The organism is Oceanobacillus luteolus, from assembly GCF_023715655.1.
Lineage (GTDB): Bacteria > Bacillota > Bacilli > Bacillales > Amphibacillaceae > Oceanobacillus > Oceanobacillus luteolus.
The window spans coordinates 158,154-179,878 of the sequence record NZ_JAMBON010000001.1; the positions used below are offsets into that span (position 1 = coordinate 158,154).

The following is a 21,725-nucleotide window of genomic DNA, read 5'->3' on the forward strand; positions in this document are numbered from 1 at the left end:
GCTCTTTCTGTTTTTTCTATTGGTAAAGTGAATCTAGCACCCTGTTCTATTTTAATATACTCCTTCATAGAATGTTTATAGAAATTTGCTGAAGGAGGATCCACATGCATGAATTGAGAATGAGAATCGCTTTCCATATTAAATCACACGCAATCATCTATCTATTTATGAGTGTATTATTGCTATCAGGCATTATATTTGGTGCAATCATCGTAAATAGTATGAATTTTGCCCAGAAACAGGACTTGTTTTTTTATTTGGAACGTTTTTTTAATTTTACAATTAATGAACAAGGTTTTGATCACTTTACTCTTTGGAAGGCGAGCTTTTTCTATCATTTAAAGTACTTAGCTCTATTATTTCTACTAGGTCTTTCAGTCATTGGCTTACCGTTGGTTTGGGTATTACTTTTCGTTAAAGGCTTGGTCGTGGGCTTCTCTGTCGGTTTTATCGTCAATCAACTTGGAACAGAGGGTTTGCTCTTTGCCTCATTAACGATTGCACCTCATAATTTCATCATCATTCCTGTTTACCTTGTTGCGGGTACACTGTCGATGATTTTTGCGATAATTAGTTTGAGAAAGATATTTTCTCGTAGAAATGTTGATTCACTATGGCAACCCTTTGTCAATTATATTGTCATATTCTCATTTCTTTTAATTATGTCAAGTACAGCTTCTTTCATTGAAGCATACATTTCTAGCGGTGCAATGGAACTCCTGATCAAATCATTTTACTTATAATAAACATTAATTTATAATTATTATTAATATAAAATTGTAATTTATACTTTGACACCTTGTAGAATGGTGCATATAATAAAGTTGGGATATGAGGGAGGCGAACGAGTATTGGAACACCGGATTGAACAAATAAAAAAACAACTCCACGCACAAAATTATAAGCTGACACCTCAACGAGAAGCTACTGTTCGAGTACTATTGGAAAGAGAAGAAGACCATTTGAGCGCAGAAGATGTCTATTTATTAGTTAAAGAAAAATCTCCTGAAATTGGTTTAGCAACTGTATATCGGACATTAGAATTATTATCCGAGTTGAAGATTGTCGATAAAATAAACTTTGGAGATGGTGTTTCTCGTTACGATCTTCGTAAGGAAGGTGCCAAACATTTTCATCACCACTTAGTTTGTATTGAATGTGGTTCTGTTGAAGAAATCGTTAATGATTTGTTGGAAGATGTTGAAAAAATAGTGGAAAAAGACTTCGGCTTTGAAGTGAAAGATCATCGTCTGACTTTCCATGGTATCTGTAGACAATGCCAAGGAGCAGTAGTAAAAGCAACCCAATAAAACGTATAACAGCCTAATCCATTGGATAAGGTTGTTTTTTATTTTGATAATATACATAGACTGCTGCTTAACTAAGTTTAGATTTTTGTGGTTCTAATGAAAGTCCGCAGTCCAAATATCTCTCGCGGAAAGCGAAGGTGTTTAGGGTCTGCGGTCTACTAGAAGAGAATGTCTGAATGATTTAAATTTAACTTTTACAACAACTGTAATCTTTTTTATTACATAATTTACAAAGAATCGTAAAGAGGGTACAGTAGAATTAGTGAGAAATATTATATCTTTCCACATGGACTTTGAGCGTGTTATTTTTAATAGGGAGATGGGATCATGCTAAAAAATGAATTAGAGGACTTTCTGCATTTTTTGCAAGTGGAGAGAGGTCTGGCTGTCAATACACTAACTTCCTACCGACGCGATTTAACAAATTATATAGCATACATAACCAAAGAATTACAAAAAATATCTTGGAATGATGTATCTCGAAATGATATTCTTCAATTCTTATACCACTTAAAGGATAATGGGAAATCGTCTGCTACTATATCTCGCCATATCTCATCGATTCGTTCTTTCCATCAATTCTTAGTCAGAGAACAAATTGTAAAGCAAGATGCAAGTCTACATGTTGAAAAGCCGAAGAAGGATCGTACGCTTCCTGATATCCTTTCCCAGGAAGACATTGATAAACTGTTGGAAATAAATGATCATACTCCGTTAGGCTTACGGACAAAAGCTATGTTAGAACTGCTCTACGCTACCGGACTCAGGGTTACGGAAATGATTAGTCTAAAGACGAATGATTTACATTTAATGATGGGATTTGTTCAATGCTTTGGAAAAGGATCCAAGGAAAGAATTGTTCCTTTGGGAGATACCGCAAAAAAGGCTTTGGAGGACTATTTGGAATTTGGTAGACCTCATCTAGTTAAAGGCCAATCGACCAAAACATTATTTGTTAACCAGCATGGAAGACCTTTATCACGACAGGGCTTCTGGAAGATATTAAAGAAAAGAGCGCTTGAGGCAGAAATAAGAAAGAATATTACACCTCATACGTTACGCCATTCTTTCGCCACCCATCTATTAGAAAACGGAGCAGATTTAAGAATAGTTCAAGAAATGCTAGGCCATGAAGATATTTCGACAACTCAAATCTATACTCACGTTACAAAAACAAGATTAAAGGATATGTATAAAGCATATCATCCAAGAGCATAAGTAAGACAAGGAGGCTAATGAAGAGATGACTTTTAAACGCATATTTCTTATAGTAATGGATTCAGTTGGGATAGGCGAAGCACCTGATGCGAGGGCTTATAATGATGCAGGTGCGGATACCCTCGGGCATATCGCCAAATTTATGGACGGACTGGATATGCCGGTAATGGGTAAGCTTGGACTCTCAAACATTAAAGAAATTAAGGGGATTGAAAAAGCTGAAAAACCCCAAGCATACTACACAAAAATGCAAGAAGCATCGGTTGGAAAAGATACAATGACAGGTCATTGGGAGCTGATGGGCTTACATGTACAACAGCCGTTTCAAACTTTTCCTAACGGCTTTCCTGATGCACTGATCAAAGAGTTGGAAGAACGGACAGGAAGAAAAGTTATTGGAAATAAACCAGCATCTGGGACTGCAATTATTGATGAATTGGGACCAGAACATATGGAAACTGGGGCTCTCATTGTCTATACATCTGCTGATTCTGTATTACAAATTGCATGTCATGAGGAAATCATTCCGATTGAAGAGCAATATCGGATTTGTGAAATTGCAAGAGAACTGACATTGAGAGAAGAGTTCATGGTAGGTAGAGTCATTGCGAGACCGTTTATTGGTACTGCAGGAAACTTTACACGAACTGCCAATCGTCACGACTACGCATTAAAACCTTTTGGAAGGACAGTAATGAATGAATTAAAAGACCATAATTTAGATGTAATTGCCTTGGGCAAAATTTCTGATATTTATGATGGTGAAGGTATAACCGAGGCAATCCGTACGGTGGATAACGAAGACGGGATGACAAAAATAGTGCAATCGATGGATAAAGATTTTACAGGCTTAAGCTTTTTGAATTTAGTCGACTTTGACGCCAAATATGGACATCGAAGAGATCCGCAAGGGTATGGGGATGCATTGGAAGCCTTTGACGATCGGTTACCGGAAGTACTTAATAAACTGCAAGACAATGATTTATTGATTATCACGGCTGATCACGGCAATGATCCAACCCATCCAGGAACAGATCATACTAGAGAATATGTTCCATTGCTTGTTTATCATACAGGTATGGACCAAGGAAAAGAACTACCAATAAGGGAAACTTTTGCAGATGTCGGTGCAACGATTGCTGACAATTTTTCTGTTCCGTTACCTTCACATGGAACAAGTTTTTTAGATGATGTTAAAAGGAGATAACTTAGATGGTCAATGATAAAATTTTGGAAGCTACAACATATATCAAAAATAAATTAAACAGCACACCTACAATTGGTTTAATTCTAGGTTCAGGTTTGGGTGTATTGGCGGATGAAATTACGGAAGCCACTACTATACCATATGAAGAGATTCCGCATTTTCCTGTGTCCACCGTTTCGGGACATGCGGGCCAATTAGTTATTGGTCGATTAAGAGAAAAGCAAGTAATTGCGATGCAAGGCCGTTTCCATTTTTATGAGGGGTATTCAATGGAAGAGGTTACTTTTCCTGTTCGGGTAATGAGGAAGCTTGGTGTATCTCATTTAATTGTAACCAATGCAGCTGGTGGAATAAATGAAAACTATCACGCGGGAGACCTAATGTTCATAACCGATCATATTAATAATATGGGCACAAATCCGTTAATTGGAAAAAATGATGAATCACAAGGCGTGCGTTTCCCTGATATGTCTAATGCTTATGATCCTTCCCTGATTAGCATGGCAGAAAAATGTGCCAATGATAACGGAATAACCTACCGAAAAGGTGTTTATGTTGGAAATACAGGTCCATCTTATGAAACACCTGCAGAAATAAAAATGCTTCGCCTGTTAGGTGGTGATGCGGTTGGCATGTCAACAGTTCCCGAAGTAATTGTGGCAAATCATGTAGGTATGAAGGTTTTAGGGATATCCTGTATATCCAACATGGCTGCAGGAATACTGGATCAACCGCTTTCGCATGAAGAAGTAATTGAAACGACGGATAAGGTTCGTTCAAACTTTTTAGCTTTAGTTAAAGAAATCGTCTCAACTATAAACATTCATGAAAAAGGGTGATTCAAATGAACATGTATAGTCTAATAGAAAAGAAGCGGGATGGAGAAGCATTAACAGAAGAAGAAATTCACTTTGTTGTTTCAGGATATACGAATGGTGATATTCCAGATTATCAAGTAAGTGCCTTACTCATGGCAATTTATTTTCAAGGCATGACGGAAAAGGAACTTTCAAATCTTACAATGGCAATGGTCCATTCAGGTGATACCATTGATTTATCCAAAATTGAAGGAATAAAAGTCGATAAGCATTCTACAGGAGGAGTGGGGGATACAACTACATTAATCCTTGCCCCTTTAGTTGCTTCAGCTGGTGTTCCACTAGCCAAAATGAGTGGACGAGGTCTGGGACATACAGGAGGGACCATTGACAAGCTGGAAAGTGTACCAGGTTTCCATGTTGAACTGTCGACAGAAGAGTTTGTTGAGCTTGTAAATAAAAATAAAGTAGCGGTAATTGGGCAATCTGGTAATATTACACCAGCTGATAAGAAGCTCTACAGTTTAAGGGATGTAACAGCAACTGTAAATGCTATCCCACTTATTGCAAGTTCCATCATGAGTAAAAAAATTGCAGCAGGCTCCGATGCGATTGTTTTAGATGTTAAGACAGGAGCTGGTGCTTTTATGAAAGAGTTGGATGATGCTCGTGCACTTGCAAAATCAATGGTAAAGATTGGCAACCAGTTAAATAGGAATACGAAAGCAGTTATCTCCGATATGAGCCAACCGCTAGGATTTGCAATCGGTAATGCGCTTGAGGTTAAAGAAGCAATTGACACGTTGAAAGGCGCAGGACCAAAAGATTTGACTGAACTTTGCTTAGTGTTAGGAAGTCAAATGCTTGTAGCTGCGAAAAGGACGGATACGCTGGATGAAGCAAGACAAATTTTATCCGACAACCTCAAGAATGGAAAAGCAATATCTGTTTTTGAAACCTTCCTTAAGTCTCAGGGCGGAGATTCGTCGGTTGTCCACAATTCTGATCTTCTGCCAAAAGCGGCACTTCAAGTTGATTTACCATCCAAGTCATCGGGATACGTATCAAAAATAACAGCTAATGAACTTGGTACTGCGGCAATGATGCTTGGAGCAGGAAGACAGACTAAAGAATCAGAGATAGACTTGGCAGTTGGGCTCGTTTTGAATAAAAAAGTCGGGGACTTTGTGGAAAAAGGCGAGACCTTATTAACTATCCATTCGAATAGTGAAGATTTGGACGCTATTAAAGAAAATATTTACCAAAGTATTAAAGTTGATGAAAATAAAGTGGAACCACCAAAGTTAATCTATGAGTTAATTGATGGCTGATTCAATTTAACCCTTATTCATTTATATGAATAAGGGTTTTTTTATTGTGACGGACAACAGAATCGTATAAAAAAACCTCTTTTGGATATCATATTTCTATACTACATTTTTGGAGGTAAATCTATGAATAAAAGCAGGATAGTTATGGGGATCTGTTTTTTACTATTTACTAGTTTTGCTCCTTTACTAGAGGTCAGCGCAGCGTCGGAAGAGAATAATCAACCGAATCTTGCAGAAGAGGCAAAATCGGCTATTTTAATTGAACAGGATACCGGAACCATATTATTTGATAAAGATCCACATGAAAAATTGCCGCCAGCAAGCATGACTAAGGTTATGACCCTCCTATTGATCATGGAGGCTATTGATGATGGCAGCTTGTCATTAGATGAGAAAATCCGCGTGAGTGAAAATGCTTCATCTATGGGTGGTTCACAAATTTTCTTGGAAGCGGGCGAAGAAATGATGGTCGGAGATTTATTGAAGGGGATTGCCATTGCTTCTGCTAACGATGCTAGTGTTGCTCTAGCAGAACGTCTTTCAGGTAGTGAGGAAGCCTTTGTAAAAGAAATGAATGAAAAAGCGAAAGAGTTGGGACTTGAAAATACAAACTTCCAAAATACGACTGGACTGCCGGCCGAAAACCACTATAGTACTGCTTATGATATGGCTATGATGGCCCGTGAACTATTAAAACATGAAGAAGTAACGGAGTATACTTCCATTTATGAAGACTATTTAAGAAAAGGTACAGATAAAGAATTTTGGTTAGTAAACACGAATAAATTAGTAAGATTTTATCCAGGCGTAGATGGATTAAAAACGGGATATACAAGTGAAGCAAAATATTGTTTAACAGCAACTGCGAAAAATAATGATATGCGGGTTATTGCAGTGGTATTAGGCTTTGACAACTCAAAGACGAGGAATGCTGCAGTTTCTTCCATGCTTGATTATGCGTTTAATCATTTTGAAACGAAGAAGCTCTTTGATAAAGGAGATGTAATAACAGATATATCGATGGTGAAAGGTGACAGGAAAAAAACGAATATTGTTACCGCGCAACAAATCAGTACCCTGCATGCCAAGGGGGAGGACACAGAAAATCTGACAACAGAATATGAGTTAAACGAAGAGTTGACACTCCCGATCAAGAAAGGTGATCAGGTAGGAACCCTATATGTTAAAAATGGTGACGAACTGATTATGGAAGCACCATTAACCGTTGAACAATCTATTGAAAAAGCATCATTCTTTACATTATTAAAACGTTCATTGCAAGAAGTGACTGTTTTCGAATAAACAGCGCGAATTATAGAAAATACCAACTACTTTTGTCATGATGCAGGAATTGTTTAAGGAAATACAGAAACATAGAGTGAGGAATAAAAGAGGAGGAGATTATTTTGGGGCTACAATCCTTGTTTTCCGTTAAGGAGGATGTTCTAATTGTAAGATTATCGGGGGAACTAGATCACCATACAGCAGAATCTCTCCGTTCAGAATGGAAAGACATGCTCTACCAACATCCCGTTAAACATGTCCTGTTAAATTTGGATGGTATAACATTCATGGATAGTTCTGGTTTGGGGGTTATTCTGGGGAGGTATAAAGAGGTGTTGCAACTTGGTGGTGAAATGGTCGTTTGCTCTGTTTCACCATCCATCAAACGATTATTTGAGATGGCAGGTTTGTTTAAGATTATCCGACTTGCGGAGAATGAATCCTTTGCATTGGAAACTTTGGGGGTGGCGTCGTGAAAAATAGTATGCAACTTGAATTCTTAAGTGTCAGTGAAAATGAATCCTTTGCACGAGTTGCAGTTGCATCGTTCATCGCTCCGCTCGATCCAACAGTAGATGAGATGACCGAAATTAAAACCGTGGTCTCAGAAGCTGTAACGAATGCAATAATTCACGGTTATCAAAATGAGCCGGATCATTTTATCAAAATTACTTGTACGGTGGATGATTATGAAATCAAACTTCGAATAGAAGATAATGGACTTGGAATCGAAGATATTGAATCAGCTCGTGAACCATTATATACTTCAAAGCCGGAGTTGGAACGCTCTGGTATGGGGTTCACCATCATGGAAAATTTTATGGACCAAGTGGAAGTCATTTCCCATCCGGGCAAGGGTACAATATTGGAAATGTCCAAACAGTTAATTAAAAATAAAACGGTATATAATTAGGATGAATGCCGATGAATCTTAATATGAAAGCCGAATCAAGTAAGCATAAGCTTACGAACGAAGAAGTGAAAGAACTAATATTGCAAAGCCAAAACGGTAATAAAGAAGCACGAGATTTTTTAGTTGAACAAAACGTTCGGCTTGTATGGTCTGTAGTGCAGCGGTTTATTAATCGCGGTTATGATCCAGACGACCTCTTTCAAATTGGAAGTATTGGTTTGATCAAATCCATTGATAAGTTCGATTTATCCTATGATGTTCGTTTTTCCACATATGCCGTCCCAATGATAATTGGGGAAATTCAGCGTTTCATTCGTGACGATGGTAGTGTTAAGGTCAGCAGAACGTTAAAAGAGACAGGCAATAAGATTAGAAGGGCTAAAGACTCCCTAACGAAGAAACTCGGGAGATCGCCGACGGTAAATGAAATGGCAAAGGAATTGGATATTCCAGCAGAAGAAATTATCCATGCCGAAGAGGCGGCAAGAACACCTCAATCCATACATGAGACAGTCTTTGAGAATGATGGTGACCCAATAACATTACTCGACCAAATCTCAATAGAAGATTCGAAGTGGTTTGAAAAACTATCATTGGAAGAAGCGATTCAGCATTTGGATGAAAGGGAACGCCTTATTGTTTATCTACGTTATTATAAGGATCAAACACAAACCGAAGTGGCAGAACGCTTAGGAATATCTCAAGTTCAAGTCTCTAGGATAGAGAAGAAACTATTACAAGAAATAAAGGAATACTTAGGTGTATAACAATCAAGCAGCAAGGAAATCATTTCCTTGTTGCTTTTTTATTTAAGCAAAAATCCTCTTGCAAGGACAATACAAATTGCTCACAAAGTAATTGGGGGAGTCTCTTCTGAAGGTCCGCAGCCCCCGATACACCTCTGCTTTCTGTGGGCGGCTGGTGAGCCTCCTCAGCGTAAGCGCCTTGCGGGGTCCCACCTCTGCCTATCCTCCCACAGGAGTCTCCGGTGTATCGTGGGCTGCTCCCAGGAAATATGTTATTTGGTGCATTGAATAAATGGAATTCAAATATTTATTAATACTTTTGCATAAATCCTATATCAAACAATCGAATCACACGGCGGATTACTCTATAAATATGCTGTGAATTTCTTCATAATTCAATGTACCTAATTTAGCCTTAGCAGGTAGCAGTCCAAATACCCCGAGCCTCCTGATGGAGGCTCACGGGACCCTGCGGTAAGCTAGAGGTGTTTGGACTGCGGACTTCGAAGAGAAGAGGATATCCACGGAATTTACTTAATCAGCACTCAACTTATTATCCTCCTTATATAATAAACTAAAAAAGTTTTTCTGGATAAAAATCCTTTCATATTGTCATACTAAAAAAAACGATAGTTAAAAGGTTGATGATGCGATGACCAAAACACTCTATTTACGTATGAAAAGAAATTTAAATTTACAGGAGTATAAGCATTTGCATCTTAAAGATATTGCTTATATCGCAGCCCCTGAAGAATTACAAAGCATTTTAGAAAACAAACCAATCTATCGTATGAGCAAAAAAGACAATAATATCATAGTAATCGACTCATTTTTAATTATTAAAGAGTTGATGGCAGAGTATAAGGAGTTAGATGTCCAATCAGTTGGACCAGCTCAGACAGTAATTCGTATTGAGACAAAAAAGAAAAAAGCAAACTTATTCATTGCTGTTGTAATTTGGATTTTATTATTTATTGGAACAGCGATGACAATTATGAATTTCCATTATGATGTAAGCATGCAAGAAGTGCAGCAAAAGCTGCATTATATATTGACTGGGGTAGAGAATGAATTCCCTCTTTGGATCCAGGTTCCATATTCTCTTGGATTAGGTATTGGAACCTTATTGTTTTTCAACCACTGGTTCAACAAACGTTTTAATGAAGAACCGAGTCCCTTAGAGGTGGAAATTGAGAATTATCAGGCTGATGTAGATCAATATTTAATATTGCACGAGAACAGGATAGATGAAAGAAGTTAGTCTATACCTCATTCAGATATTTGTTGGTTTCAGTGGTGGAATTGTAGTAGGGACCGGGTTTGTAGCATTCATCACCGTGCTGAGAATCATTCCACGTTTAATTCAATTAAGCAAAACAGAAAAATTGATAAAAGTATATATTGCAAGCATCATTCTCGGTTTGATCTTTGGTACTTATCTCTCATTCTTTGATGTGAGTTGGAGCGAGCCAATTCTCCTGCTTGTATTATGGGGGCTCTTCCATGGAGTATTCAATGGAATGCTTGCAGCAGCGCTGACAGAGATACTAAATGTATTTCCAATTCTATTAAGACGTGTTCGGGTCGATGGTTTTTTATTATGGCTACTGATGGCCGTAATGTTTGGAAAAATAATTGGTTCACTATTTCAATGGTTATATTTTGTTACAGTTTAGTGACTATCTGGAGTTGAATAGGATGGGTAATAAAATACGTGTTTATCATGAATTGAAGAAAAACGAGGAATATATGCGGAAACGCTTAGGTTTGGGCGTTTCCTATGATGTTGAATTTAGAGAACTTATCATATTAGAAAGAAAGATACAACTTTATTCTGTTAATGGATTATGTGATGGAGGCAATGTTCAAGAAATAATAAAAGAATTATTGAATCTTAATGAACGCGAAAGAAATAAAGAGGAAGTTCCAGCAATCTTAACGAATAGGTTAGTTCATCAACAGGTAACTAAGCTAAAAACATTAGATGAGTCCGTCGATGAACTACTATCGGGCTTAATCGTGATTTTTGTTGATGGATACGATGAGTCTTTTGCCATCGATTCAAGAAGTTATCCAGGAAGATCACCTGAAGAACCTGATACAGAACAAGTCATTCGCGGATCGAGAGATGGCTATACGGAAAATATTGTTGAAAATACTGCATTAACAAGAAGAAGATTACGGGATGCTAGATTACGTAATGAAATGATGAAGGTCGGTGAGCGTTCGAAAACAGATGTATGTATCAGTTATATAGAGGATATAGCGAGTGAAGGTCTTGTGGATTTAATTAAAAAGCGTATTAAGGAGGTTGAAATAGACGGCCTTTCAATGGCAGATAAATCATTAGAGGAATTTATTGTTGAAAGAAAGTGGAATGTTTTTCCGCTTGTACGCTATACAGAGAGACCAGATGTTGCAGCCAATCATTTACTGGAAGGACATGTATTAGTGACAGTGGACTCCTCGCCAAGTCTCATTATTCTCCCGACCACGTATTTCCATCATTTGCACCATGCGGAGGAATATCGCCAATCTCCTGTATTCGGGACATTTGTTAGATGGATTAGATTTCTAGCAGTATTCGCATCGTTATTTTTACTACCTTTATGGTTACTATTTGTTATAGAACCACAATTGCTACCAAAAGCAATTTCTTTTATCGGACCAAATGATGAAGGTAATATTCCGATTGTCATACAAATAATTCTTGCAGATATTGGTATTGAATTTCTTCGTATGGCAGCTGTTCATACTCCTACGCCCTTATCTACTGCAATGGGTTTAATTGCAGCAGTCTTAATTGGTCAGATCGCCATCGATGTAGGGCTGTTCACTGCAGAGGTCATCCTCTATGTAGCAATAGCAGCAGTAGGAGCTTATGTAACGCCAAGTTATGAACTGGGTACAGCGAATAAGCTGGCAAAGTATTTCTTACTAATTACCACGGCAATTTTTGATGTAGCTGGGTTTGTCATTGGAATTACATTGATCGTACTATTTGTCGTATCTAGAAAATCGTTGAAAACTCCATATTTTTGGCCGGTAATTCCATTTAATCCAACCGCGTTGCTCCATATAATATTCCGGATTCCAGTTCCATATTCAAATACGCGACCAAGTATTGTTCATCCTAAAAATAATTATCGACAACCTGTCAAATAAACTTGAAAGCGAACAGGAATAGTGTTCGCTTTCAAGTTTTTTTAAGCATTGTCCTTTTGTTTTCCTCTTTAATATGATAAAGTAATCTATATTTTACTAAATCGGAAACTGGGGGAAACCAAATTATGATAATTAATCATCATCCGTTTAGCACAAATGATAAGGGTAACTTAGTGATTGGCGGTGTGGATAGTTTGACACTTGCTGAAAAGTATGGAACCCCACTTTATGTTTATGATGTTGGAATCATTCGTAAAAATGCTAGAAGCTTCATCAAAGCTTTCGAAAACCTCGACGTTAAAGCAAAAGTAGCATACGCAAGTAAAGCTTTCTCTTGTATTGCTATGGTTCAAGTCGCTAATCAAGAAGGATTATGCCTTGATGTCGTATCGCAAGGTGAATTATTCACTGCGCTGGAAGCTGGATTTCCATCAGAACGCATTCATATGCATGGAAACAATAAAAGTCGGCATGAATTAAAGATGGCGATCGATCACCAAATCGGTTGTATTGTAATTGATAATTTTTACGAAATCCAGCTTCTTGAGGAGCTTCTTCAGCAAGAAGGAAAAACAATGGATGTTCTCCTTCGTGTGACGCCAGGAGTGGAACTAAACACTCATCAATACATCATGACTGGGAATGAAGACTCCAAATTTGGATTCAATATCGTCAATGGTCAAGCTGATCAAGCTTTCCAGCTACTTCACAATCATAAACATATTCGTCTGAAGGGTCTACATTGTCATATTGGTTCGCAAATATTTGAGACAGAAGGATTCAAAGTCGCTGTAGATCTTTTGTTTGAACAGATTGAAAAGTGGTTAGATAGGGATGGTTTTAAACCGCAAGTTTTAAATCTTGGTGGTGGATATGGAATCCGCTATACAGAGATTGACAATCCTCTAGAATATAATGTGTACGTTGATGAGATAGTCGAGGCAGTTAAGAAGAATAGTGAGCGATTAAACATTTTAATGCCGGAAATATGGATTGAACCAGGAAGATCTATTGTCGGCAACGCAGGAGTATCATTGTATACAGTTGGGTCTTCTAAAGAGATCCCTGGAATTAGAAATTATATTTCTGTGGATGGTGGAATGGCGGATAATATTCGTCCGGCTCTTTATGAAGCGAAGTATGAAGCAGTCATTGCGAATAAAGCTACAGTAAAGCCAATTGAAAAAGCCTCTATCGCTGGGAAAGCTTGTGAATCTGGAGATATGCTCATTTGGGATCTGCCACTTCCAGAAACAGAGCCTGGAGACATATTGGCTGTCTTTGCAACAGGAGCTTACGGATACGCAATGGCAAGTAATTATAACCGCTTGGCCAAACCCGCAGTGGTATTTGTTGAGGATGGGACAGACAAACTTGTAGTAAAGAGAGAAACGGCTGAAGATATTATTAAAAATGATTTATCCTATGAATAAAAGGAGATTTCTTTTCAAGGACTGCTTGTAATGGTAAACTATACAAGATAATGAAATTATAAAGGAGCGTTTATGCATGGCTAAAACAGGCTATATTTTAATGGAAAACGGGGAAAGAATAGAGTTGGAATTCTTCCCGGAAGAAGCACCAAACACGGTAAAAAACTTTGAAGAACTTGCCAATTCTGGCTTCTATGATGGAGTGACGTTCCACCGAGTAATTCCTGGATTTGTAAGCCAGGGAGGAGATCCTACTGGTACAGGTGCAGGAGGCAGCGGTAAGACGATCAAATGTGAAACGGAAGGTAATCCGCATAAGCATGAAGCTGGAGCACTTTCCATGGCGCATGCAGGTAAAGATACTGGTTCAAGCCAATTTTTCTTAGTACATGAGCCACAGCCGCACTTGGATGGTGTACATACTGTCTTCGGAAGAATTACATCAGGATTGGACATCGCGAGAAGTATGAAGAATGGCGATGTCATGAAAGAAGTTCGAGTAGCAGAATAATTTCAAATTTCGTATAATTGTGTTGTTTCCTAATTGAAATAGGCAGAACTTGATACTGAAGAGCTCCATCCACTTATTTCATTTGACAAACTTAAATTAAAGTGCCATAAATATATATATGTCTAGAAGGCAGTTATCCATTATAATGAACTCAAGATGAATCTTAGTAGATTAATGAGGGGTTAATATGTTAATTCGTTATAAGAAAAATATGGAGAAAATTGCTATGGGCTTATTATCCTTTATGCCGGATGACAAAAAGGATGTAAAAAAGCTCCAGCAATACATTAAAGAGTATGAAACAAATCCGGATTGGCATTTATATTTATGGAGAAATGATGAGGATATACTGGGGGCTATAGGCCTCAGGATAGAGGATGGAATTCATGCTGTAATCCAAGACTTGTCTGTCAACCCATCGCATCGGAATTTGGGGATTGGAAAAAAATTAGTTCAGGAAATCAAACGATTATATAGCGAAAAGTATATCGTCTATCCTAGTGAACAGATAAGACAATTTTACGAAAAATGTAATGCTGAAAACTAGTAAAAGCCAGCCCCAATACTGGGCTGGCTTTTACACCTGCTTTAATCGCAGTCAACCTTAATGCTAGTAATGAATTACATTACATGGTTTAGAACCATGCTGCCCCTACGATAATTAAAAGTATGAACAGCACGACAATTAGAGCAAAGCCTCCTGCGAAGCCGCCACCGTAACCACCACTCATAACTTAAACCTCCCTTATTTGATACATAGGTAATCAAGTCAGTAATGCTTTTTGACTTTACTTACGATATAGCTTATGTACACCGTGGAAATTTGTTTGGGCAGATTACTGAAATTTTTAAAGAGATTTTTAGAAAGGTTGAGGACAATGCAAGAAGCTTATAAGGTGAAGTTAGAGCAATTTGAAGGTCCTCTTGACTTATTGCTTCATTTAATTAAGCAATATGAAATTGATATTTACGATATTCCAGTAGCAGAAATCACAAAACAATACATGGAATATATTTATACGTTTGAAAAATTGGAGTTAAATATCGCAAGTGAATATCTTGTAATGGCTGCAACCCTTGTTGCCATTAAAAGTCAAATGCTTTTACCTAAACAGGAAGTGACAGAAGAAGTAGACGAATATATGGAAGATCCCAGAGAAGAGTTAATGCAGCGCTTGATTGAGTATCGTAAGTTCAAAGAAGCGGCAGAAAAGCTAAAAGAAAAAGAAGGAGAGGCGACACATACTTATACTCGCCCCCCAATGGGCTTTAAAGACTTACTTATCGAGAAGCCACCTGTTGTTCCAGGGGATGTAACGATTTATGATATGATCGGTGCACTTGGAAAAATGCTTGAAAGAAAAAAGTGGAACGAGCCATTAGATACAAAAGTACAACGGGCAGAGATTCCGATTGATGAAAGAATGCGCGACGTGCTTACAATCGTTAAACGTGCAAAAAGTGGAGTACGATTTGATGAACTGTTTACTGTTCCTTCCAAGTCTCATATTGTCGTTACTTTTCTAGCGCTACTGGAGCTGATGAAGGAAAAACAGGTATACTGCAAACAAACAAAGCATTTTGATACGTTATATTTGTATGCAATGGAGGAATGAAAGTGGAAATAGGTCATTATAAAGCCGTAATCGAAGGATTGCTTTTTGCGTCTGGAGATGAAGGAATCACCATTAAACAATTGTGTAAAGTGCTGGATATATCAGAAGCAACTGCAACCCATATTATCGAAGAGTTGAAATATGATTACGAAAATACAAATAGAGGACTTCTTATCATGGAAGCAAATGATGCTTTGCATCTTACAACAAAACCAGAACATAGTGAGTACTTCAAAAAATTATTGGAGACACCACAAACAAATAAAATGTCACAGGCGGCACTGGAGACCCTTGCAATTATTGCTTACAGGCAACCAATTACCCGTGCTGAGATTGAAGAAATCAGAGGAGTCAAGAGTGATGGTCCTGTACAAACTTTGATTAATCGCTCGCTCATCGAGGAAATGGGAAGAAAAGAAACAGTGGGTCGTCCTATATTATTCCGTACAACAAAAGATTTTTTGACTTATTTTGGATTAACTTCGCTTGAAGAGCTGCCACCTTTACCTGAGTCCGATGAGGAAGACATGAATAGTCAGGAAGTCGATTTATTCTTTGAAAAATTTAATGATGAGATGGATAACAATGATAATCCTTTTGAAAATAATTAAAATAGACTCCTTTTATGAAGGCCAAGCCTTTCTTACATGGCCTTTTCATTGGAGTCACCCCATATTTTCCCTCTGTAAACCTCAGTAAAGTCTCTTCCCTTCGTTCTGACTACAGCCCAACGTTACAATCTAACTTAATATACATAATAAATAGCACTACAATACATCTATTAAAAAGTCATCGATTTCCGACTTATAATCATCTGCGAAAACAAATTCCTTTGCATATAAGGAAATCCTCGTTGCATAGAATGAATTAGAGAACGAAGCTAGGAGGATTATTGGCATGCGAGTAGTGTTGGGAATTTTAACAAGCGTTTCGCTGTTTTTCTTATTCCTTGGAAGTGGACAGGCTGCCCCAGATGTTTCTGCAGAACATGCAATATTAATGGATGCGGAACGGGGTGAAATATTATTTGAAAAAGAAGCTTTTGAAGAAAGTCCTATTGCGAGTATAACTAAAATCATGACAGCAATTCTTGCTATTGAATCCGGCAAAATGGAGGAAACAACGACTGTATCGAGAAAAGCTGTTTATACCGAAGGCTCATCGATTTACTTAGAGCAAGGTGAAAAAATTAAAATTAAAGATCTTGTATACGGTTTGATGCTACGTTCTGGTAATGATGCAGCAGTTGCTATAGCTGAGCACATAGGTGAAAGTGAAGAGGGGTTTGTCTATTTAATGAATGAAAAGGCAAGATGGCTTGGCATGGACAACACCAACTTCAAAAATCCTCATGGTTTGGATGACGAAGAACATTATTCCAGTGCGTATGATATGGCAATTTTAACAAAAGAAGCAATGAATAATGAACATTTCAAAGAGATTAGTGGAGCAGTAAGCTATTTATCGGAAAATCGATCGTATAGTTGGCGGAATAAACATAAACTTGTCACAGGTTACTACTCCCATGCCTCCGGAGGAAAGACAGGATATACAAGACGGACGGGCAGAACATTGGTGACAACTGCAGAAAAGGATGGAAACTCTTTGATTGCTGTAACCTTAAATGGACCAAATGATTGGAACGATCATATTTCACTCTTTGAATGGGGCTTTGATGAATTGGATGAAAGGAATGATAAAGAAGGTGAAGAATTAAAGTTAAATGATTCAGAGTTTGATGATACGGCGTTTGTTCAGGAACCGAACAACCGACTTATGTCATCTCTCTCTTCTGTCTTCCGGAAAATGGTAGGGATCGAACCATGGTAAACTTAATTTGGGCATGTATGATAATTTTTGGCATCCTGTTTGCTATATTCAATGGGACGATGAACGAAGTCAATAAAGCAATTATTGAGAGCGCAGGTGAAGCAGTTACATTATCGATAGGTTTAATTAGTATTCTAGTATTCTGGCTTGGTGTAATGAAAATTGCAGAAGCCGCGGGGATTTTAAAAGTTATCACCAAAATCATGCGACCGATGATTGTTAAAATTTTTCCTGAAATACCAAAAGACCATCCGGCAATGGGCTATATTCTCTCCAACTTCACTGCAAACTTTTTTGGATTAGGAAACGCTGCAACACCTTTGGGAATAAAGGCGATGCAAGAAATGAAAAAGTTAAGTGGTTCTGATGTCGCTTCTCGGTCGATGATTACCTTTTTGGCAATAAATACTTCCAGTCTCACACTAATACCAACGACAGTCATTGCGATTCGGATGCAATATAATTCCACTTCTCCAACCGAAATCGTCGCAACTACATTAATAGCTTCCCTTGCTGGTGTCACAAGTGCTGTGTTGATCGACAGGTACTACTATAAAAAAGAGTCTCGGAGGAAATAGCTATGAGTTGGATGACAACACTCAGCATGTGGTTTATACCTTGTTTTCTACTAATTGTGTTAGTTACAGCATCCTGGAAAAAACTTCCCAGTTATGAATTGTTTGTTGAAGGAGGAAAGGAAGGTGTCAAGATGGCATTTTCTTTACTTCCTTTTTTAGTAGGTATGATTGTAGCTATCACCATTTTACGAAGTTCTGGTGCATTAGATGCTTTGATAGGCCTCCTGGCACCTGTCCTGACTTTATTGGGATTTCCACCAGAAGTCCTGCCCCTCGCATTAATACGACCGATTTCAGGTACAGCCGCCCTCGGTATGACAACTGAATTGATTCAAACCTATGGCCCTGATTCTTTTATTGGGAGAGTCGCTTCCACTATGCAAGGAAGCACGGATACCACGTTATATATATTGACAATTTATTTTGGTGCGGTCGGAATCAAAAGAATGCGATACGCACTTAAGGTTGGACTATTAGCGGATTTGGTTGGTATAATTGTTTCGATTGTGATAGTTACACTCGTATTTGGATAAGCTAATTTGTAGCGTTTAATGTACATTAAACGCTATTATTGTTTTATTAAAAAGAACTCATTCCAATGAATTGTTACGAGCTGGTGTATCGAAATAAAATAAATTATAGGATGATGATGAAATGGCGGAAGAAAGACTACAAAAAGTGATTGCACAAAGTGGCCTTACGTCTAGAAGGAAAGCAGAACAATTGATTGTAGAAGGTAAGGTTAAAGTAAATAATCAGATCGTAACCACTTTAGGAACTAAAGTGGGTCCTCAAGATGAAATTGAAGTGGATGGTGTACCTCTTGAAAAGGAGGCTCCAGTATATTACATGTTGTACAAGCCGAGAGGTGTCATCTCGAGCGTCAAAGATGATAAAGGCAGGAAAACAGTACTTGATTTTTTCCCGGAAGTTGAAGAAAGGATTTACCCGATTGGCCGTCTCGACTATGACAGTTCAGGTCTTATACTGTTAACAAATGACGGGGAGTTTGCAAATCTACTGATGCACCCTAGTCATGGAGTCGAAAAGGTCTATGTTGCAAAGCTCCGGGGAATACCAAGTAAAGAAGAGCTCGCTCAGCTTAGAAAAGGTGTGAAGTCAGATAGGGATTTGCTAAAAGCGGTTCGGTACAAAATATTGTCCGTAGATCGTAAAAAGAATTCCATGTTATTAGAGTTGACTTTAATCGAGGGCAAAAATCGACATGTGAGAAGAATGATGGAAGCGCTCGGGTATCCAGTACAAAAGCTTAAGAGGGAAAGGTATGGCAACCTCACCTTGGATGGTCTGGTGCCTGGTGAAACTAGAGCGTTGACCCCGAAAGAAGTGAAGCAAATCAGAAATAAAGCTACATGAAATTGTACCATTTTAGACACAGTATTTACCATTGGTCATCGGTATGATAATGGTATAATACACTGGGAGTGATTTACTTGAATTTAGAGAAAGCGCATCAAAAAAAGCAAAGGAAAAAACGCAACAGACTGATATATAGAGGAGCTATTTTGGCAGTACTTGTTGGTGCACTTATTTTTGCGATAGTCACTAATCTTCAAAAAGATAATACGGTGTATAGGGCTGGAGATCAAGCACCAGACTTTCAATTGCAGCAGATTAGTGATAATAACGAATTGGAGACGGTTCGCTTAAGTGATTTGGAAGGTAAAGGAGTAATGCTGAACTTTTGGGCTACATGGTGTAAACCATGTGAAGCAGAGATGCCCTATATGCAGGAATTATATCCTGAATATAAGGAGAAAGGTGTAGAAATTGTTGCTGTAAGTCTGGATAGTACAGAACTTGTCGTTGACCAGTTTATCGATCGTTATGATCTGACATTCCCTATTCCTCATGATCGCAATGGAGAAATTAGGGATTTATATAAAGTTGGTCCAATTCCAAGTACATTTTTCATTAGCCCTGATGGTGAGATAAAGGATATAGTAAATGGGGCGTTAACCTTAGATTTATTGGAAGGTTATTTGAACGAAATTACGCCCGAGTAAAGGAGCTTGTAATTAGCTTAGCTTATTATTCTATCAAATGGATGCTTAAGTGATAAGTCTATTCCAAGTTTGATATGAACAACTGAGAGGGATGCAAATGAATAAGATTAAGTGTGAATGTGGGCATGTGAATCCAGAGGGAACGGTACTTTGTGAAGCATGCGGAAAACCGATTGAAGGCAACCAGCATATCGATGGAAATGATAAAAAGATGCTCCTTAACATGCGTTATGAAGGTACCGCTCGTCGTTCGCAGACATATCGGAAATCATTTATCGATAAAGTTTGGAGTTTTTTCTCTTCTGTGAAAGTAGGGGTTTGGCTGATTGTCGTTGCATTAGTTGCATCAATGATTGGAACATTGTTTCCGCAATCGCAATTTATTCCGGCAAATGCAACATCACGTGACCCAGCAATTTATTATGAAGATCAATTTGGATTAATCGGTAAAATTTATTATCAACTAGGATTCCATGAAATGTACGATTCATGGTGGTATTTAGTTTTATTAGGTTTGATTGGTGTATCATTAGTTATTTGCAGTCTTGATCGCTTTATACCATTATATAAAGCATTGAGAATTCAAAAACCTAAGAGACATGAAACTTTTCTTAATAGACAACGTTTCTACAGTGAGACCGAAAAAGTATCTCAGGAAGAAATAGAACAAGTTAAAGCAAAGTTGAAGAAACAACGTTATAAAATTACTGAAGAGAACGGACATATTCTTGCGGAAAAGGGAAGATTCTCAAGATGGGGTCCGTATGTCAATCATATTGGGCTAATTATCATACTGCTTGCAGCAATTTTACGTACGACACCAATTATGTTTACAGACGAATATGTCTGGGTAAGAGAAGGGGAGACTATTGTCATCCCTGGTACAAAAGGTGAGTATTATATTGAAAATGAACAATTCTTATTAGAAATGCATGACCCAGATGATGATCGTTTTAGGGATGCTATTGCTTCAGGTGGAATGGTAGCAAGCAATTACCAAACCGATGTTGTGATTTATAAGGCTAAACAAGACATCCCAGGTGCAGAACCAGAACTAGAACCTATTTTAGATGATTCTATTCAAATGAATAAACCTGCAAAATTTGATGGCTATACGTTATATCAGTCGGGGTATCAGCAGAATGAATTTCGAAGTATGACGTTTAAAATTCATGAAACAAATGATGAAGAAGCAACTGCCATTGACTCATTTACAATCGATTTATTTAACCCGGAATCCGAATACATATTAGACAGCGGTTTCCGAGTAGTGCTTGATCAATATTATCCTGACTATTATTTAACGGATGAAGGAGTACCAGCATCTGAAACCAATTACCCTAGAAACCCAGCATTTGTCGTAGTCGTTTATCCACCAGATGCATCTGAGCCGGAAGTGAGTTTCTTAGGAATTGGTAGAAATATCGATGCGACGGGAGAAAATGATTATAAAGTTGCAATACAAGATTTTGATACCCATTATGTTAGTGGACTGACGTTAAGAGTCGACCGTACACTTATATTCTTTGGTATTGGTGCTGCAATTTTCATGATTGGTGTCATCCAAGGTATGTATTGGCAACATCGAAGAGTTTGGATTCATCCAAAAGCTGATGGAGTCTTGCTGGCTGGACATACAAATAAAAACTGGTTCGGTTTATCAAAAGATATAGAGAAAGCTATTGAGCAAACGAATATAAAAATGGTTGAAGATAGACAAGAACTAGACAAATAACTA

At 37.9% G+C, this 21,725-nt stretch carries 25 protein-coding genes; 24 read left to right on the top strand and 1 reads right to left on the bottom strand.

The annotated features are described in order from the left end of the window. The first annotated feature begins 104 nt into the window (after positions 1-104). From spoIIM to M3210_RS00925, 16 genes are all read left to right on the top strand, one after another. Positions 105-743, top strand: coding sequence for a stage II sporulation protein M (gene spoIIM, locus M3210_RS00850; protein WP_251510220.1), 639 nt, complete (start codon positions 105-107; stop codon positions 741-743). A gap of 108 nt (positions 744-851) precedes the next feature. Then, on the top strand, positions 852-1,310 hold the full coding sequence (fur, locus tag M3210_RS00855) for a ferric iron uptake transcriptional regulator (protein ID WP_251510221.1): 459 nt from the start codon (positions 852-854) through the stop codon (positions 1,308-1,310). Positions 1,311-1,637: 327 nt separating this feature from the next. Continuing rightward, positions 1,638-2,528, top strand: coding sequence for a site-specific tyrosine recombinase XerD (gene xerD / locus M3210_RS00860; protein ID WP_251510222.1), 891 nt, complete (start codon positions 1,638-1,640; stop codon positions 2,526-2,528). A gap of 25 nt (positions 2,529-2,553) precedes the next feature. After that, positions 2,554-3,735 (top strand): phosphopentomutase, encoded by a 1,182-nt coding sequence (deoB, locus tag M3210_RS00865; protein ID WP_251510223.1) that lies wholly within the window; start codon positions 2,554-2,556, stop codon positions 3,733-3,735. 5 nt (positions 3,736-3,740) lie between these two features. Next, on the top strand, positions 3,741-4,574 hold the full coding sequence (locus tag M3210_RS00870) for a purine-nucleoside phosphorylase (RefSeq protein ID WP_251510225.1): 834 nt from the start codon (positions 3,741-3,743) through the stop codon (positions 4,572-4,574). A 5-nt stretch (positions 4,575-4,579) separates the two neighbouring features. Next, a complete protein-coding gene (locus tag M3210_RS00875; RefSeq protein ID WP_251510226.1) occupies positions 4,580-5,884 on the top strand; it encodes a pyrimidine-nucleoside phosphorylase in 1,305 nt (434 codons plus the stop codon). 123 nt (positions 5,885-6,007) lie between these two features. Then, complete coding sequence (locus tag M3210_RS00880; RefSeq protein ID WP_251510227.1) at positions 6,008-7,186, top strand: D-alanyl-D-alanine carboxypeptidase family protein; 1,179 nt, start codon at positions 6,008-6,010, stop codon at positions 7,184-7,186. A gap of 104 nt (positions 7,187-7,290) precedes the next feature. Then, complete coding sequence (spoIIAA, locus tag M3210_RS00885) at positions 7,291-7,644, top strand: anti-sigma F factor antagonist (RefSeq protein WP_251510228.1); 354 nt, start codon at positions 7,291-7,293, stop codon at positions 7,642-7,644. Continuing rightward, positions 7,641-8,081, top strand: coding sequence for an anti-sigma F factor (gene spoIIAB / locus M3210_RS00890; protein ID WP_251510229.1), 441 nt, complete (start codon positions 7,641-7,643; stop codon positions 8,079-8,081). Before spoIIAA ends, spoIIAB begins: the two co-directional genes overlap by 4 nt. A gap of 11 nt (positions 8,082-8,092) precedes the next feature. After that, positions 8,093-8,848, top strand: coding sequence for an RNA polymerase sporulation sigma factor SigF (gene sigF, locus M3210_RS00895; protein ID WP_251510230.1), 756 nt, complete (start codon positions 8,093-8,095; stop codon positions 8,846-8,848). Positions 8,849-9,479: 631 nt separating this feature from the next. Further along, entirely contained in the window at positions 9,480-10,088 is a 609-nt protein-coding gene (locus M3210_RS00900; RefSeq protein WP_251510231.1) for a stage V sporulation protein AA, read from the top strand. Continuing rightward, positions 10,075-10,503 carry a stage V sporulation protein AB gene (locus M3210_RS00905; protein WP_251510232.1) on the top strand — a complete coding sequence of 143 codons (429 nt, stop codon included), beginning with the start codon at positions 10,075-10,077 and terminating at the stop codon, positions 10,501-10,503. The genes M3210_RS00900 and M3210_RS00905 overlap by 14 nt, the downstream gene beginning before the upstream one ends. A 22-nt stretch (positions 10,504-10,525) precedes the next feature. Beyond that, positions 10,526-11,992, top strand: a complete 1,467-nt coding sequence (locus tag M3210_RS00910; RefSeq protein WP_251510233.1) for a spore germination protein — start codon at positions 10,526-10,528, stop codon at positions 11,990-11,992. 125 nt (positions 11,993-12,117) lie between these two features. Beyond that, entirely contained in the window at positions 12,118-13,425 is a 1,308-nt protein-coding gene (gene lysA, locus M3210_RS00915) for a diaminopimelate decarboxylase (RefSeq protein ID WP_251510234.1), read from the top strand. A 76-nt stretch (positions 13,426-13,501) separates the two neighbouring features. Then, the gene (locus M3210_RS00920; protein WP_251510235.1) at positions 13,502-13,936 is read left to right on the top strand and encodes a peptidylprolyl isomerase; all 435 of its coding nucleotides are present in this window, start codon (positions 13,502-13,504) and stop codon (positions 13,934-13,936) included. A gap of 187 nt (positions 13,937-14,123) precedes the next feature. Beyond that, on the top strand, positions 14,124-14,483 hold the full coding sequence (locus tag M3210_RS00925; RefSeq protein WP_251510236.1) for a GNAT family N-acetyltransferase: 360 nt from the start codon (positions 14,124-14,126) through the stop codon (positions 14,481-14,483). Positions 14,484-14,571: 88 nt separating this feature from the next. Here the strand turns inward: M3210_RS00925 and M3210_RS00930 are convergent, their stop codons facing one another. Next, entirely contained in the window at positions 14,572-14,667 is a 96-nt protein-coding gene (locus tag M3210_RS00930; protein WP_251510237.1) for a YjcZ family sporulation protein, read from the bottom strand. A gap of 147 nt (positions 14,668-14,814) precedes the next feature. Here M3210_RS00930 and M3210_RS00935 point away from each other — a divergent pair, with 147 nt between their 5' ends. The 8 genes from M3210_RS00935 (at position 14,815) to resB (ending at position 21,722) form a co-directional block, all read left to right on the top strand. Beyond that, positions 14,815-15,552: a segregation/condensation protein A gene (locus M3210_RS00935; RefSeq protein ID WP_251510238.1), complete on the top strand. Its 738-nt coding sequence runs from the start codon at positions 14,815-14,817 to the stop codon at positions 15,550-15,552. Between the two features lie 2 nt (positions 15,553-15,554). Continuing rightward, the gene (gene scpB, locus M3210_RS00940; protein ID WP_251510239.1) at positions 15,555-16,163 is read left to right on the top strand and encodes an SMC-Scp complex subunit ScpB; all 609 of its coding nucleotides are present in this window, start codon (positions 15,555-15,557) and stop codon (positions 16,161-16,163) included. Between the two features lie 286 nt (positions 16,164-16,449). Continuing rightward, positions 16,450-17,382 carry a D-alanyl-D-alanine carboxypeptidase family protein gene (locus M3210_RS00945; RefSeq protein ID WP_251510240.1) on the top strand — a complete coding sequence of 311 codons (933 nt, stop codon included), beginning with the start codon at positions 16,450-16,452 and terminating at the stop codon, positions 17,380-17,382. Further along, positions 17,376-17,960 carry a nucleoside recognition domain-containing protein gene (locus M3210_RS00950; RefSeq protein WP_251510241.1) on the top strand — a complete coding sequence of 195 codons (585 nt, stop codon included), beginning with the start codon at positions 17,376-17,378 and terminating at the stop codon, positions 17,958-17,960. The genes M3210_RS00945 and M3210_RS00950 overlap by 7 nt, the downstream gene beginning before the upstream one ends. A 2-nt stretch (positions 17,961-17,962) precedes the next feature. After that, positions 17,963-18,493 carry a spore maturation protein gene (locus M3210_RS00955; RefSeq protein ID WP_251510242.1) on the top strand — a complete coding sequence of 177 codons (531 nt, stop codon included), beginning with the start codon at positions 17,963-17,965 and terminating at the stop codon, positions 18,491-18,493. 121 nt (positions 18,494-18,614) lie between these two features. Beyond that, positions 18,615-19,337, top strand: coding sequence for a pseudouridine synthase (locus M3210_RS00960; RefSeq protein WP_251510243.1), 723 nt, complete (start codon positions 18,615-18,617; stop codon positions 19,335-19,337). Positions 19,338-19,414: 77 nt separating this feature from the next. Further along, positions 19,415-19,987: a thiol-disulfide oxidoreductase ResA gene (resA, locus tag M3210_RS00965; protein ID WP_251510244.1), complete on the top strand. Its 573-nt coding sequence runs from the start codon at positions 19,415-19,417 to the stop codon at positions 19,985-19,987. A gap of 97 nt (positions 19,988-20,084) precedes the next feature. After that, positions 20,085-21,722: a cytochrome c biogenesis protein ResB gene (gene resB / locus M3210_RS00970; RefSeq protein WP_251510245.1), complete on the top strand. Its 1,638-nt coding sequence runs from the start codon at positions 20,085-20,087 to the stop codon at positions 21,720-21,722. The last annotated feature ends 3 nt before the right edge of the window (positions 21,723-21,725 follow it).